Genomic DNA, 16134 nt, shown 5'->3' with positions numbered 1-16134 from the left:
CTTGAGATCGTGACCGTTCATCCTTCACTTCGCGGTGCTTTCGAGCGACCTCTCCTGCCACGGGTCGAGGCGATCCTTGAGCGGGAGCAGTTCGGGGAGGCCTTACGTGATCTGGCGCTGAGGCTCGTCGCCATGCACGACATTGCCCCGAGGATCGTGCGCTACACGGCCAACCTTCAGAAGTGGCTGCTGACCCAGGCAATCCTGACCCTCTGTTTCGAGCACAAGATCGATGGCACCCGCCCGGGCCTGACAGCGGCAAAGCTCGTGGATTTTTTCGTCGCGAGCAAGATTGCGAGCAGAAATACGGCCGTCGCGCACCTGGCGGAAATGCGCAGTTACAAGTTGCTGCTCGACGCCGAATGGTCGGGCGACAAGCGCTTGCGCCCGCTGATCGTATCGGAAACCGCTGAGGATCTCATACGCCAGTGGTTCGATGGCCATCTCAAATCGCTCGACAGGTTGGATGGGGGCCGGCGTCACCACCTGTCCATGGCCGAGCCGTCATTGCTGTTTTTCGCGCACCCGAGGGCAACGCGTCGCCTGTTCGGGGAGCCGGGCTGGTGTTCGCCACCTGAAAGTGTTGCCTCCTTTGTGCGGACGGAGTCCGGCAGCAATATTCTGCATGATCTGATCGCGCGCCTGCCGAAGGGCGAGCTGCCGCAAGGCCAGATAACGATCGGCCCCTTGCGCATCAGTGAGATCACCAGCCGCTACATCATCTCGAATAGTCACGCCCAACGGGTTTTTGCACGGGCGCGCGACCTTGCCGTCGTTGGCTGGCAAAGGCCGGGAAACCGCGGCGACCTGTGGGTGTCATCGCAACTCGTGTCGGATTATCGCCGCTGGCAGGCGGTCAAGTTTGCCGCACTTGAAGAGGCGTTCGATTGGGCCGTTGCGCGGACCATCTGACCGCGCGGCGCCTCCAGGGTTGAAAGTCCCTGAACAGAGGCGCGCACGATCAGGTCGGGTGTGTCAGTCGAGGGAAGCCACCGGGCGAATGTACAGGCGCTTTGCCGCGTAATGAGAAACGGACGACCGAGTTTGCGGTTATCACAGCCTGTTCACCCATCATCCCTGATGGTTGTCAGGATCGTCCTGTGCTTCCGGATCGGCGCAGCCGGCCATAGCGCCGGCTGTAGTTGGACGCTTCGACCTTGGTCGCAAACCGACATTGCGAGCCCGGTCACTCGCGTTAAAACGAGCGGGGAGCTGGATCAAGGAGCTTCAATTTCCCGCCGGTAACTTGATGGATTGCGCAGGTCCGTCTTACAGCGCCGTTTTCTTCGAACCGGAATGCCGCCGCCGCGCCGATGAAGCCGCTCGGCGACCGAATGCTTTCCTGGTTGATGGCGTTTTCGCCCTTGGTGCGTACCAGACCTGCCGCAAGCGCAATGACATCGAAGCCATAGGCCGCATCGGCAGCGGCGGCGCGCTCATAGCGATCGAGGTAACGCGAGGTCATGCGCGAACCGTTCTCCGGACCAAACACACAAAGATGACTTCCGGAAAGCTCCGGACGTTTGTAGGCGGCGGCGGTCCAACCGGAACTTCCAACGACCATCGCATTCTGCTTCAGATAGCCATTGGCCCTAAGCTGAGACAGAGCGGCGACGTCGGGATCTCCCGCGCCAACCAAGAGCACCGCGTCTACATCCTTGAGTTTGGCCTTCGACGCGGCGTCACCGGAAAATGCGGTGGAGCCGGTCACAGCAAGGAGAGCCGGCTTGATGCCGTAGTCGGCAAGCCCACGCTCAAGCCTCTGCCGTTCATTGGCGGAGACATCGCCGGGCAAGAGCGCGACGAACCGCGTACGGCCGGACGCCGCCGCATAGGATGCACCCTCGACTGTGCTATCGACACGATCGGACACGAAAGCGAAGGTGCCGGCTGGTCGCTCGGCGCCGTTGCCGCGAAGCGTCAGCACCGGCGTGCGGGCGGAGCCAAGTCCGTCACGGACGGTGCCGACAGGTACGTCGGCGGCGGACACGGCGACAAGCGCGACATTCTGATCGGCGAGCCTCTTTGCCGCGTCCTTGACCTGTTGTGGCGAGCCGTCGGTATTTTCTACCAGAAGCGAGAGCTGACCGCCACCAAGTTCGTCGACTGCGAGCGAAGCGCCATCCCGGATATCCCGTTCGCGCACGGTTTCGCCCGTCGGCGCCATGAGGGCCGTGATGATCGCGATCCGCGTCGACCCATTGCCGAACGTTTCCTGCGGTTTGACCGCACGCTCGGCTGCGCGCCGGGCATGCATCGCCTGCGGCGATTCCACGTCGAGCACGTCTTGAGGGGTGGGGGCACCCTGGCAGCCCGCGAGCATACCGAGCGCGAACATGCCGAGGGTCAGCCATTTCCCGCGAAACGACACACACTTAGCCGGTGAAACGACAGCGCGAGACATGGCGATCAGAAAGCCTGTATCAGTTCATGAAGTGATGCATTTTGGCGTAGAAGCAATCACACTTGGCGAGATAGTCCTCGTCGCGCCAATTGGATTGAAGGTAGCCGTAGGCCTTTCCGCAAGCAACCTTGGTCTCGGAAGCCCAGACGAACGCCGGTCGCGTCGAATAGATCCAGCGCGGATCATCGGCAACGGCGATCGCCTCGTCCATGCGCGATACGACTTCCTTCGTGAGAGTGCTGACATCCTGCTCGACCGTCAACGAGGACTGGCTGAGCTCCGTGCACTGCCTGGTGGCCGGCGCATAGTCGACAATGAGATCGGCTGCGAAACCTGATAAGGGCATCAGAGCGACCATCGCCCCCGCCAGCATGCTTCTGATCATGAAAAGCTCCCCCTGGAAATGCGGTTCCCGGATGATTGCCGAGAACCGCTGAACTGTCGAGATCGATGTTGCGTTTATGAAACGTCCTGTGTCTTTGGCGCACCGTTTTCGGTGAAGAGGATCTTCACCACCTCGGTCGAAACCTGGAAGTCTTCGAGCACCGCGACCGTGTGCCAACCCGAACCGTTGCCGGCACTGCCGTCGGTGTCCACCTGAAGATTGGCGTCCTGACCGTTTTGGACCACCTTGACAAAGTTACCGTCCAGGGTCGTTCCCGTGGGCAGATTGCCGAGAAGAGCCGTCAGGTCGACGCTATCGCCCTCGGCGTAGTTGTAGTCGGTGATCACGTCATCGATGCTGAGCTGCAGCGAGTCCGCGTCGATCTTGAAGGTATCGGCGCCAGCGCCCCCGGTCATTGTGTCCGAACCGGTGCCGCCATAGAGCAGGTCGTTGCCGGTGCCACCGTCCAGGATGTCGTTGCCGTCACCCCCAAGCAGCCAATCGTTGCCGGCTCCGCCATAGAGCTTGTCGTCGACCGGTGCTGCGAGTTCGAAAACGATGCGACCAGTGTCGGCGTCAAGACTTGCAAATGTAAGTGTCTGAGTGCGACCGTCTTCCATCGTGATGGTAGCCGTGACGCCCTTGCTGGCGAACAGAGCCGCATAGCCGTCGCCGATATTTGGTCCGAGACGATCAATGTCTATGTTCAGATTCAGGCTGTCGCCTTTGCCGAACGTGCCTTGATCGAAGGTAAGGGTCAAACTGCCGACATCGTCAGTGTCAGAATAGGACACGTCTCCAGCAGACAGGCCGCTTAAGCCCGAGAGAGTTGGCCCCCACTCACCATCACCATTTTTCGAGCTACTGGCGGTTCCGTCGAAAATGGCGTCTGTATCCGTTCCACCTCGAAGATTTATAGAAATGCTCTCTATGCGATCGACGCTGCTGCCTTCGTTGAAGACAAATTGCAGGAAGGAGCCGTTGGTGGACGTGTTTGCACCATCCACTGTCAGGGTGAACTTGACGCGTTCGCTCGTCGAGTCGCCCCCAATCAAGACATCGTTGCCTTCGTAGCCGTAAATCGTGTCGGCGGCGTTGTTGCGACCGAGCAGGATTTCGCCGAGACCGGTGCCCCACAATTCACTGTCGCCTCTCTGGTCGCGATCGACATTGACAGAACCCGTGTCAGTCATGCCTCCCGCGTTACCCGTATAAATGAACGAGCCACCATTCGAGCTTCCGGAACCATCGGTGAACGTAACGGTGCCGCTTCCGTTGCTGACGGACCCGCTGTCTGCCCCGCTTACAGAGGTGACGCTGATAGGAAGTCCATCGGCGTTGCTGTCGTTGTACAGCAACGCAGCATGCGGAATGACAATTGCCGCGGCATTACCCGATATATTCGTGATGACATTGTCGTCTCGCACAATTGGCGGGAGGGCAGCGTTGCTGAGATTGAAGTTGATCGTGTTTGATGCGGTGTCGCCATCGCCATCTATCAATGTGTAGCCAAACGATGCCACCTGAGTTGATGTGACGCTGGACGGCGGAGTGTAGGTGTAGCTTCCGTCATCCATGTCGATCTTCAGCGTACCTTGGGACGTGTTGATCGTTAGTTCGTTCGTTGCGGTATTGAACGAATAAGTTGCACTCCCGCTGCCGGCCATGGTGACCGCGTCTGTCGCTCGGTCATAGGTAAACACTTTGCCGGCATAGGTGATGGCACGCACATATCCGCCGTCCGCGCCAAATGCATTGTCGGGATTGGGGTCGGTCATGATGTTGCCCGACGCCGGCTGGAACACAGAGCCGCTCAGCGAGGTCGTGAGCTGGCTGAGGTCCGTTATCACCTGGGCATCGCGATCGGTGCCAGCTCCCCTTCCGTCGTAGGCCAGCGGATCGAGTGGCCCCTGGACTGCGGCGCTCCCCATGCCGAACGCGTAGGAATTGATGTCATTCGTATTGAGGAAATTCTGCCAGGCAGTGATCTCGCTCCCTGTAATTGCGCCATCAGTTGGATCTCCATCTGACAGGAAATACAGCACGTTTGAGGCGCCGGAAATTTTGCCTGCCGCATTAAAGGCAGCTTGTGCAGCCGCCACAGCAGCATCGTAGTTGGTGCCACCATCAGCAGTTAAGCCGTTCACAAAGGCCTTCGCCTGATCCACGGTCATCCACCCGCCGGGAGCAGCGCTTGCGTCAGACGAGAAAGTCGCGATTGCGATCTTTACATTGCCGACGTTGTCGTATCGCTCGATCAACTCGATGACCGACGCCTTCATAACTTCAAGTCGCGTAAGACCTGTCAGGCCCGAAGCATAGTCCATGCTACCGGAGACGTCGAGCACGAGCGTGATGTTGGTATCCCCACCACCCGTTTCGGTCAGCGACTTGTTGATTTCGTTTGCCGTCGGAATGTCGTCGACGACGTTGATGCCGACCGTTGCGGTCGCGGTGCTGCCGTCCGTATCGGAGGCAACGACGGTGATGCCGGCCAGGTTGATCGTGTTCTGCGACAGTCCGGCTGGGTGCGGGAAGTTGTCGGTCAGCTGGACATTGATCGTCGCCTGACCGCTTGCCCCTGCCGCGATCGGCAGTGTCGGCGGCACAAGTGTCACCGTGATTGCCGCAATGCCGTTGATCGTGCCGGTCAGAACCGAGGTGCCCGTACCACTCCACACGATGTCGGCGCCGTTGATGCCGTTGACATCGGCGGTTACGCCAGTGGTCGTTCCGAACACCATGCCGGTGATGGCGTCCGAACCGGCCGTGAAGCTCACCGTGTCCGAGCCGCGCTCGGTGGTGGACAGTTCAGCCCCACCTGCAGCACCTTCGGCGCTGCCCAGGGCGTTGGCGTTGTCGAGACCCTTCTCGTGAACAGTGATCAAGGCGCTGTTGTCCGTCGCCGTCGGTCCGGCGCCATCGGTGATGGTGATCGTCTGGCTGTCGCTGGTGGTGTCGTTGTCGCCGTCCTTGGCCGACAGCGAGAAGGTCACGTTGGCACCGTTGGCATTGTTGAGGTTGCCGTTGGACGTAAACGACCAGGTTTTGTCTGCGTTGACCGTCAGCTTGCCTTCGGCAAGGACGAACTCCACCTTCTGGTTCGCGGCAAGCGTCAACGTCTTTGTGGTGTCGCCGACCTTCACGTCCACGGTGCTGACACCGTCCGCACCGGCCGAAAGCGTCCAGTTGCCGGAAAGCGACTGTCCCTCGACAATGCTCGACGAGGCCGGGTTGGTGATGTCGATCTTCGGAAGATCGTCGGAGACCGACAGGTTGACCGTGCTTTCGGCGGTGTCGCCGTCGGTGTCGGAGGCGATGACCTTGACCGAGCCGAGGCTTGCCAGGTCGTCGACATTGACGCCGGGATGGCTGGCGTAGTTGTCGTTGAGCGTCGCCTTTACCGTCGCGCTGTTTGCGCCGGGCACCAGGTCGAGGGTGACGATGGCGATCCCGCCGACGCGGCCGACGATCTGGGTGGCGGAGACGCGCTGCCAGGTCAATCCGCCGATCAGGCCGCTGATGTCGGTGCCGAACGCGCTCGTGGCGATCGCGTCCGAACCGGGGGTGAAGGTGATCGTGCTGCTGCTGGTGTCGGGACCTGAAGGCGTCGAGCCGTCCGAGAGGTTCTGGTCGTCGAGCGTCAGCGAGACGTTTGCCGATCCCGGTGCGACCGTCGGGCCGGCGCCATCGGTGATGGTGATCGTCTGGCTGTCGCTGGTGGTGTCGTTGTCGCCATCCTTGGCCGACAGCGAGAAGGTGACGTTGGCGCCATTGGCATTGTTGAGGTTGCCGTTGGACGCAAACGACCAGGTTTTGTCTGCGTTGACCGTCAGCTTGCCTTCGGCAAGGACGAACTCCACCTTCTGGTTCGCGGCAAGCGTCAACGTCTTTGTGGTGTCGCCGACCTTCACGTCGACGGTGCTGACGCCGTCCGCACCGGCCGAAAGCGTCCAGTTGCCGGAAAGCGACTGTCCCTCGACAATGCTCGACGAGGTCGGGTTGGTGATGTCGATCTTCGGAAGATCGTCGGAGACCGAGACGGTGACGGTGCCTTCTGCCTGGTCGCCGTCGGTGTCGGAGGCGATGACCTTGACCGAGCCGAGGCTGGCCAGGTCGTCGGCGTTGATGCCGGGATGGCTGGCGTAATTGTCGGAAAGTGTCGCCGTCACCGTCGCGCTGTCGCCGCTGCGCACCAGGTCGAGTGTGACGATGGTCACGCCGCCGGCCCGGCCGACGATCTGGGTGTCGGAGACCCGTTCCCAGGTCAGCGCACCGGTGAGGGTGCTGGTGTTGCCGAATACGATCGTGGCGATCGCATCAGAACCGGCCGCAAAGCCGATCGTGCCGCTGCTCGTGTCCGCTCCCGCCGGCGTCGAGCCGTCGACAAGGTTCTGGTCGTCGAGTGTGAGCGAGACGCTTCCCGATTCTGGTCCGACCGTCGGACCGGCGCCATCGGTGATGGTGATCGTCTGGCTGTCGGTGGTGGTGTCGTTGTCACCATCCTTGGCCGACAGCGAGAAGGTGACGTTGGTGCCGCCCGCATTGTTGAGGTTGCTGTTGGCAGCAAACGACCAGGTCTTGTCGGCATTGACCGTCAGCGTGCCCTGGGCAAGCGTGAAGGCCACCGACTGTCCTGCCGTCAAGGTCAGCGTCTGCGTCGTCTCGCCGACCTTCACGTCGACCGTGCTGACACCGTCGGCACCGGCCGAAAGCGTCCAGTTGCCGGAAAGCGTCTGGCCTTCGACAATTTGTGCCGATTCCGGATCGGTGATCCCGATCACCGGCACGTCGTCGACAACATCGATGCGCAGTGTGGCGGAGCCGGTCGCACCGTCAACATCGGTGACCGTCAGGTTGAAGATGTCGCGGTCCTGCTCGACATTCGTGCCGGGGATAATGCCGGAGCTGGAGACGGGGCTCGCCAGATCGAAGGTGTATTGCGCCACGCCGGTCACCGGATCGTAGGCGGTGATGGTCAATGTACCGAACTGGCCAATAACGCTCTGGCCGACGAGACCACCAATTGCGAAAGTCTGACCGTTGATGGTCAGGCTGGCGATGTCGCCGAGGCCATTCGGATCGGAAATGGTAAAGACGCCGCTGACAGACGCGCTGCCATCACCGGCACGCGATCCCCCGACGACGCCGGCCTCATCGACCTGCCTGTCGCTCACGAAAATGCCGCTTGGATCGCCGCTGGAATCGGGGATGATCGAGGGGGTGTCATTCAGGTCGGCCGCGAAGGGTAGAAGCTCGGTGGCCTCAAGCGCCGGAAACTGTAGCGCAGTGGGCGCCAGCAGATCGATGACCGGGCCGGCCTGGCCAATGTCGCCGTCTGCGTCAGAAAAGTCGCCGCCGCTGCTCTGGTTCGATACGACGCTGATGCTGCCATCCGGGCCTGCGGCGACGTTGATGCCGTTTTCTCCGAGCACCGCCACGAGAGTTTCGCGCGGGATTTCCGCGTCTCCAATCACGAAAGTCGGAACCTTCAATGCGGCGTTCTGTACCGTGATCGTGGAGCCGTCAGGCTGTTCCAAAACGATATCCGCGACGACGACCTTGATCTTTTCGATCGATGCGCCTGCAGGCAAGTGCACGATATTCGAAGCATCAGCGCTGATCGTCGCCGGCATCGGTGGCGTCTGCAGGGAGGGCTCGGCGCCCTTCGCCGGAGTGCCGGTTGCCGGGTCCAGGAGTTGTGGCTCTTCCGCCGCGCCAGCGCCGGCCTGCGCCACCAGACGACCTACCTTGCCATCTGCTGCTTCGTGATGCTCGATTGCCTCTGCCGGAGTTGCGGCGGCTTCGTTCGAAATTGCGGTGCCTTCGGTTGCCATAACAAATACCCCTCGACCTTTGCGGGCAAGAAAACACCAAGCCGGTGCGGTCGCAATCGGTGCCCGAGGAGTTATCGAGAAATCGCATAATATGTTATGCTAATACCCAAAATTGGTTAGATTGATTCAATCTTAACAATTTTGGTCATGGGTGCGAAACCAGTGTCCGGACGGCGCGTCAGAGTTCGACCAAGCAAGTGCTGCCGTCCCGACGGAGCAGTACCGGAATTCACGCGATCGACCGAACCGGGTTGTCCCGGACTTCCTCCTCGATGAAAGCGTTTCCGCCAGGCAAGCCGCGAGCGGCCTGGTGCCGGCTGTTGCAAGGCCTCATGGGGGCGAAGTCTGGAGTTTGACGAAAATCCCCTAGTGATCCAAAGCAATACACAAGTATAAAATTTGAATAAAATTTTATGAAATACGTATTGTTACGGGACATACTATATAGTCCATGCCGCTTTACCGGAGTTTTTCTTTTCATTCGTAGAGTGCCTTCATGCAACGAGAGGCACGGTGATGAACAAAAAGAGCTGGAACCACTGCGCGAAATACCTGAAGTCTACGGCGATTGCGATCGTCCTGGGGTCGCTTTTTGCAACATCGCCCGTGCAGGCCGGACAAGGCGGCATGCCTCAGCCCGCTCTTGTCCAGCATATGATGAGTCTTGCAAGCCCGTTGGCTGCTGTGGCCACGCAGGTCATCGGCGCCTTGTCGAACCAAGCGTCCGAAGCGTTCAAGCGCCAACAGGTCCAGAATGTGGCGATAACGACGCGAGCCAACATTGGCAACCGGACTCCGGCGCGGTCGGTCCCCTCCGCAGTCTTTCACTCCGTCGCCTTTCGCGTCGCTTCGATCCCTATCGCCCGCAAATGGAAGACTGTCTTTCCGACGGTTGCCGCGGCTGATTTTAGCCACTGCGCACAACAGAGCGGTTGTGCCGCCCGCGACATCCTCGGCAAAGCGGTCGAAAACGCTGAAAATCTCGCCTTCAGGCACAAGATCAGCGGCATCAACCGGACCGTCAACCGGCTCATTCGCTACCAGCCAGACGCCGAAAACTACGGCTCCAAGGACTATTGGGCGACCCCGGACGAAATTCTCGGCCGCGGCAAGGGGGATTGTGAGGACTATGCGATCCTGAAGATGGCCGCTCTGAAAGCGGCCGGCCTCCCGTCGGAAGCCATGGCGATCGTCGTTCTCCGCGATGTCAAACGCAATTTCTATCACGCCGTGCTCGCGATCACGACCAGCCAGGGCCACTTCATCCTCGACAATCTGAGCGACGAGGTGAAGCTCGACAGCGCGCTGCCCAACTACCAGCCGCTCTTTTCTGTCAGCGCCGACCGTTCCTGGATCCACGGTGTCAAGTCGGCCGGCGACAAGGTCGCGTCGACGGCGCCAATGCTCGATGTCATGCCCGGCGAGGGTATCGCGCTTCGCTGAACCTCATCGATAAACGCTGAACCTTTCGCCCCACCGGTGGCCGCTCGAAATCACCGCTTTAGTCTCAACACGCGCTGCGGCGGCGATGGTCCCGCGTCATCAGGTCAGGATAAAGCCGATGATCACGTCCTGGTCGGAGAGTGGGGCCAGGGCGGCGTTGAGCTTACCCCGCGTAACCTGCCCCTGGACGCCTATCGTGAAGCCTGCCGATTGCGGCTCGCCGGGAGACGATTTCAGGCGGCTGACGAGATCGACAAACTGAACGTCGAAGGAGAGCTTTAAGCTCCGGGCGGCCTGAGGTTGCTGCGCGCCGAAGACGCGAGATTGGACGAAGGAGAGGAATGCGGGGTTGTAGGCAATGATATGCTTATTCCCAGTAAGCGCAAAGGCTGGCGATGGGCTCGCACGGACCTGGCTCGTGACAACAGCCAGATTGCTGCGTGACTTGGCCGACGAAAGCTCGTCGCGCAGGTGACGGGTGGCGATATAGCGTAGCCGCGCCGTCAGGTTGCCTGCGCCCTCAAGTTCACTTTCGCAGGCGGCAACGATATCGGCGAGCTTGCGGCCATGTCGCGCGGCAAGCTCGCCAAGACTCTGCCAATAGATCTCCTCAAGCTTAATTCCGTGGCGCTGACCGCCGACGTTGACGACGCGAAACCGCAGCGCACTCAAGTCCTTTTCGGACGGGGGAGGCGGCGTCTCGTTCATTGGTCAACGCTCCCGCAGAGCTTCCTCGCGCGCCTTGTTGATCGGTTTCATCAGATACGCAAGGATCGTCTTCTTGCCCGTCATGATATCCACCGATGCAATCATGCCGGGCATGATAGCATATTCGCGGCCATCCTTCATGAGCGCGGCCGTGTCGGTCTTGACGCGTACGAGGTAGTAGGTTTCGCCGTTGTTCTGATCGACAAGGCTGTCTGCGCTGACGGTCTCGACGACACCGCCGAGGCCGCCATAGATCGAGAAATCATAGGCCGATATCTTGATCAGCGCCGGCTGACCGGGGCGCACGAAGGCAACATCCCGCGGAGAAAGCCGTGCCTCGACAAGCAAAATCTCCGACGTCGGGACGACGCCGGCAATTACGCCGCCGGGCGTCACATAGGCGCCGACCGTGTTGACATCAAGCGTGTTGATGATGCCGTCGACCGGCGAACGAATGTCGGTGTTTGCGACCCGGCTGCTGGCGCCGCGGATGGTTTCATCGATGACGGAAAGTTGTGAAAGTGCCTCGGTTTTCTCCGCCAGGGCTTCCTGCTTCAGTTGCAGCGAAAGCTCCGACACTTGCAGGGTTGCTTCCCTGACTGCCTCCTCCAGCTTTCCGACCGACTCCTTCCAGAGGGCGAGCTGACCCCGAGTATCGGTCAGCTCCTTCTCAACCCTGAGCGACTCGGTCTGCGCGACGAGCTTACGCTTTACCATCGGCGCGAGCAGTTCCTGCTCGCGCTCGGTTAACTGCAAGCTCTCGCCCAGCCGATTGATATTCGCCTGTGCTTCGGCCAATTCCTTCTGGCGCTGGCCTTCACGTGCCTGCATGACCGACAGCTTGTTGTTGAAATTCCCGGCTTTGGCTTTAAGCAGCTGCTCTTCGTTGGTGCATATGGCCGGTGCTACCTTGGTGATTTCCTCAGGACATTCGTATTTTGCGTCGTAGGCACCGGTCTCCTCGAGCTCCAGCCGCGCGATTTGCGCACGCAATGATCGCGCCTTCGCCTCAAGTTCGCCAAGCGAGGAGCCGCTCGCAGTGTCGTCAAGCCGCAGGATCAGATCGCCGCGGCGAACGACCTGTCCGGGCTGCACCGCGATCTCGCGCACGATGCCCGGTTCACTGGACTGGATGATCTGCGTCTTTGAGACCGGGATGACCTTGCCTTCTCCTCGCGCGATCTCATCCACCTCGGCGATCGCTGCCCAGGCGACAAAGGAACTGATCAGCAAGCCTACGACAAGCAGCCCCGCGCGTGCGGCAAGCGGCGGTTTCTCAGTCATGCTGGCACCTTCCGCCACGTGTCGACTGGCTTCGTCTCGCGCTTGTGCAGATGACGTGCATCATAGGCCGGCTCCCGAAGGTGGGGCGGAAGGACCGGGCCGCCTTTGCAACTGCTCGATCACCTCGGCCTTCGGACCATCGGCCACGACGCGCCCGCGGTCAAGGACGAGTAGCCGATCGACGAGGCTCAACATGCTGTGGCGATGCGTCGAGATCACAAGCGTGACATCGCTGCTGAAAACATTGGAGAGTTTGTTGATCAGCTCGCGTTCGCTGGCGAGGTCCATTGCCCCGGAGGGTTCATCGAGAAAAACGATCTTCGGCTTTCGCAACAGCAGCCGGGCGATGGCAACCGCCTGCCGCTGCCCGCCGGAAAGCTGCGAACCGCGCTCTCCCACAGGCATGTCGTAGCCGAGCGGATGGTAGGAAACGAATTCGTCGACCCCGGCAAGTCGCGCCGCCGCGACCACTTCTTCATCGCTCGCGGTTGGATTCGCCATCAGGAGGTTTTCCTTGATGGTGCCCGAGAAAAGGTCGGAATTCTGCGACACGAACGAGACCGCCGAGCGAACGACGGAGGGGTGCAGTTGCCGGATATCGACGCCATCGAGCAGGATGCGTCCGGCGCTTGGCGGATAGAGACCGGCCAGGAGGCGGCCGATCGTCGTCTTTCCGGAACCGATGCGACCGATGATGCCGACCCGCTCCCCCGCCTTGATCGATACGTTCATACCGCTGACGACCTTGTGGTCGTTGCCGGGATAGGCGAATTCGAGATTGACGAAGGTAATGCTGCCGTTGCGGATCTCGCGATTGACGAAACCGATGGTATCGGGTCGATCCTCCGGCTGCTCCATCACCGCATTCAGGATCCGCAGCGACAGCAGCGCCTGGCGCAGTCGCGCCAGCGTCATGGCAATTTGGCCGAGCGGTGCGACAGCGCGGCCGGCCAACATGCTCGCGGCTATGATCGCGCCGGAGGAGATCTTTCCCTCCGTGAATTCATAGGCGCCGGCCACGACAATACAGACCGTCACCAATTGCTGCACGAACTGCGTTGCGTGCGACGCCCAGGAGGAGATTTCCTTGATCTGCTCGGAAGTGTTCGAGGAATGCTTGGCCAGTTCGTTCCAGCGGCGAAGGAGCTGCTTTTCCGATTGCAGCGTTTTCACGGTCTCGATCGCGCTGATCGTCTCGACCAGCAGGGCCTGGCGCTGGGCGGATTCGTTCGAAGCCGCAGCGACGCGTTGGCCGATCCTATATTGCGCGACGTAGCCGATCAGTAGGCTCAAGATAAAAGCGATCGTCGGAATGAGCGCGATCCAGCCCGCGACCGCATAGATGGCGGCGATGAAGACGAAAACGAAAAGACTGTCGATGATCGTGCTGAGCGTATTCGACGTGAAAAACTCGCGCACGAATTCGTACTGCATCGCCCGGTTGGCATATTCTCCGGTGGACGGCGGCCGCGAGGCCATTGTTGCATGCAGGATCTTTTCGAACAGCATGTAGGAGAGTTTCAGGTCGGCCTTGCGGCCGGCGTAGTCGATCAGCGCGGCGCGCACAGTCTTCAACAGGAAGTCGAAGACGATGGCGGCGCTGATGCCCAGCGCCAGAACCCAGAGCGTCGCGATCGCCTTGTTCGGCAGGATGCGATCGTAGACGTTCATCGTGAAAAGGGGTGCCGCTAGCGCCAGGACGTTGATGAAAAATGCCGCGATCGCCACCTGCACATAGGCTTGCCAGAAGGGCTTGATCGTCGAGGTCAACCAGTGCCGGCGGTCGATGCTGCGCGCCTCGCCCACACCCCGGCCGGCCGCCGCATTCAAATAGGTGGCAGAGAACGACACGGCATAGGCGAGCCCGCCGAGTTGTAGATCAGACAATTTGATCGCCGGTTCGTCGGGCCTGCCCACCCTGTTCGAAAGGCTGAGCGTGCCGTCCAGAGCCTCTTCCAGCAACGCCCTGGCGCTGCCGTCGCGAAAGATGAGCAGCAGCGGGAATACGAAATCGCGATTGGCAAGCGCGCGCTTCGAGACGAGTTCCGTCTCCAGGCCCACCCGTTCGGCTATGCGAGACACGTCTTCAACGCTCGGCGACCGTGCGTCGAACGGGACGTCGGAATAGAGCACACTGTCTGACGAGGGACGGTTCAAGAAGATGCAAATCTCCTTGAACGCCTCGGAAAAGCCGGTCAGGGTCGGGCCAATCTGCGCATGCCTGTCGATACCTTGCATTACCACCGGTTGTGCCCGCCCTCACGACAACTATTATTTTTGCCGAATCGGCGCCAACAAGTCGAGAGGCAAGTCGTTTGTCTGGCGCGACGGGACACGGCGATAGGTTTCTGTAGCTGGCGTGGCTGGCACATTGAACTCGGCGCGCGCGTAGGCTTCGGATTGAGCCGGTGCCTTGATCTGCATCGTCGACAAAAGTTGTCCAGTCGCGGCCAGCAGGCGATATTCGGCAAACAAGGCTGCGTACTGCGCGGTCTTCGCCAGGATACTGGTGTTGAAGCGCGCATTCTGCGCGCCCAGCACGTCGAGCAACGAGCGCTGGCCGACTTTGAGCTGTTCACGATAAGACTCGACGAGTTGCACGTTCATCTGAGTTTGTGCATTCAGTGTGCGCGCGATGTCGTATTGGCTTGTGCGGCGTTCCCAAGAAATGCGAACTGCTTCCTCGACGTCGCGATGCGCCTGGTGAAACACCAGCCGCTGCTCGCTCGATCGACGCATCTGTTCCTGTTCGTTGGCGATGTCGATGCCGCCGCGGTACAGATTCCACTTCGCGACGATCCGCGCCTGCGCGTCCCAGGTATTGCCAGTCGAGCCGTCAATATCATTGCCTGTGCGCACGCGCCCTTCGGCAAAGACCTCGGGAAGCATGGTCGAGCGCGCGGCCTTGACCTGCGAATCGGCGACACTGATGTCGGCATCAGCGGCCTTGATGCGTGGATTGTTCGAGCGGGCGATCCCGATCGCCGTCTCCAGCGTGTTGGGCAGGACGCCAGCAACCGACTTGGGCATGGACGGCTTGGTCAGCGGCTGTCCGACAAGGCGATTGAAGCTGATTTTGACGGTGTCGAGGGATTCTTCTGCCTCCTGCAGGCGAGCCTTTGCGGCAAGTAGCCGTTCACTTGCTTGCTGGCGATCGGCATCGGTCAAAGCGCCGCCCGATATCAGCGAGCTGATGTCCGACAGGATCGACTGATGCACGCCGACGTTTTTGCGAGCCTCCGCTACGATCTGCTGCTGGAGAATGTATTCGAAGTATTCGCGTACAATCTGCAAGCCGATCGTTTCGGAGCGCTCCAGGACACGGAAGGAGGCGCTATCGACGCGTGCAGCCTGCCGCTCCAACTCCGCCCGTCGGGCACCGCCATCGAACAATTTCTGCGTTACGGTCAAACCAACATCGGAAGGATAGAGCGGATCGTTTTCGATGGAGGCGAGCCGGCGCCCATTGTCCTCGAGATGGCGCGCGCCCGTCGAAGCCTCCAGATCGACGCTCGGTAGATAGAGGCCGCGGGCTTGGCGAAGTTCGAACTCGATCGCCTCGCGGTTCTCCATCGACTGCCCGATTTCAGGGTTCGATTCCATTGCGATTTGAAGCGCTTCCCTGAGCGTCATCGCTTGGGCGGCACTCCCCGCGAACACGGTTGAAGCGAGCAGAATGGAAAACAATCCGCTTTTTAAGGTTTTCCCCACGTTCAATACTACCCCCTCGTAATCAGTTCGTCACGCCAGCAAATCCAGGAAGGCGTTTAAACTGCAGAAACCTACCGCTAAATAATACAGCCGAAATAAAACGCGCTCACCAAATTTGGGTGGTTCCAAACCGCCGCAAGGTTTTGCACGGTTATGTTGCAAAAATGGAACAGCCCTCCCAGTGTTGGTTGGTCTTTTAACCTATTGAAATAAAATGATTTTTTCCCCTGGTCCAGGGTGCAGGCCGGTTCGGCCCGATTGGCGAATTGCCCACATTTCAACGCCGACGCGAATGCGGCAGTTTCACTGCAGCCACCGACAGAAAAGGCCGTGGACTAAAACTGATGTGGCGCCACCGGCCG

The 16134-nt window shown here is 60.3% G+C and carries 9 protein-coding genes; 2 read left to right on the top strand and 7 right to left on the bottom strand.

Annotated features, from left to right (window positions below):
- The first annotated feature begins 156 nt into the window (after nt 1-156).
- The gene (locus tag HT585_RS14835; RefSeq protein WP_343213985.1) at nt 157-912 is read left to right on the top strand and encodes a hypothetical protein; all 756 of its coding nucleotides are present in this window, start codon (nt 157-159) and stop codon (nt 910-912) included.
- A 283-nt stretch (nt 913-1195) separates the two neighbouring features.
- On the opposite strand, the gene HT585_RS14830 is transcribed toward HT585_RS14835, so the two are convergent.
- From HT585_RS14830 to HT585_RS14820, 3 genes are all read right to left on the bottom strand, one after another.
- Nucleotides 1196-2371 (bottom strand): ABC transporter substrate-binding protein, encoded by a 1176-nt coding sequence (locus tag HT585_RS14830; protein ID WP_176353659.1) that lies wholly within the window; start codon nt 2369-2371, stop codon nt 1196-1198.
- A gap of 52 nt (nt 2372-2423) precedes the next feature.
- Nucleotides 2424-2789 carry a hypothetical protein gene (locus HT585_RS14825; protein ID WP_176353658.1) on the bottom strand — a complete coding sequence of 122 codons (366 nt, stop codon included), beginning with the start codon at nt 2787-2789 and terminating at the stop codon, nt 2424-2426.
- Between the two features lie 74 nt (nt 2790-2863).
- A complete protein-coding gene (locus HT585_RS14820; protein ID WP_176353657.1) occupies nt 2864-8626 on the bottom strand; it encodes a beta strand repeat-containing protein in 5763 nt (1920 codons plus the stop codon).
- A 516-nt stretch (nt 8627-9142) separates the two neighbouring features.
- Between HT585_RS14820 and HT585_RS14815 the strand changes: the two genes are divergently transcribed.
- Nucleotides 9143-10069, top strand: coding sequence for a transglutaminase-like cysteine peptidase (locus tag HT585_RS14815; protein WP_246707688.1), 927 nt, complete (start codon nt 9143-9145; stop codon nt 10067-10069).
- A gap of 99 nt (nt 10070-10168) precedes the next feature.
- On the opposite strand, the gene HT585_RS14810 is transcribed toward HT585_RS14815, so the two are convergent.
- From HT585_RS14810 to HT585_RS14795, 4 genes are read right to left on the bottom strand one after another with little or no spacing between them, the layout of a single operon-like run.
- The gene (locus tag HT585_RS14810) at nt 10169-10777 is read right to left on the bottom strand and encodes a ribbon-helix-helix domain-containing protein (protein WP_176353656.1); all 609 of its coding nucleotides are present in this window, start codon (nt 10775-10777) and stop codon (nt 10169-10171) included.
- Between the two features lie 3 nt (nt 10778-10780).
- Nucleotides 10781-12061: an HlyD family type I secretion periplasmic adaptor subunit gene (locus tag HT585_RS14805; protein ID WP_176353655.1), complete on the bottom strand. Its 1281-nt coding sequence runs from the start codon at nt 12059-12061 to the stop codon at nt 10781-10783.
- A 60-nt stretch (nt 12062-12121) separates the two neighbouring features.
- Entirely contained in the window at nt 12122-14299 is a 2178-nt protein-coding gene (locus tag HT585_RS14800; protein ID WP_176353654.1) for a type I secretion system permease/ATPase, read from the bottom strand.
- A 33-nt stretch (nt 14300-14332) separates the two neighbouring features.
- Entirely contained in the window at nt 14333-15694 is a 1362-nt protein-coding gene (locus HT585_RS14795; protein WP_176354178.1) for a TolC family outer membrane protein, read from the bottom strand.
- Nucleotides 15695-16134: the final 440 nt, after the last annotated feature.

Origin of the sequence: Ensifer oleiphilus, assembly GCF_013371465.1 — a bacterium.
Classification (GTDB): domain Bacteria; phylum Pseudomonadota; class Alphaproteobacteria; order Rhizobiales; family Rhizobiaceae; genus Ensifer; species Ensifer oleiphilus.
This window is presented reverse-complemented; position numbering and strand designations above follow the sequence as displayed.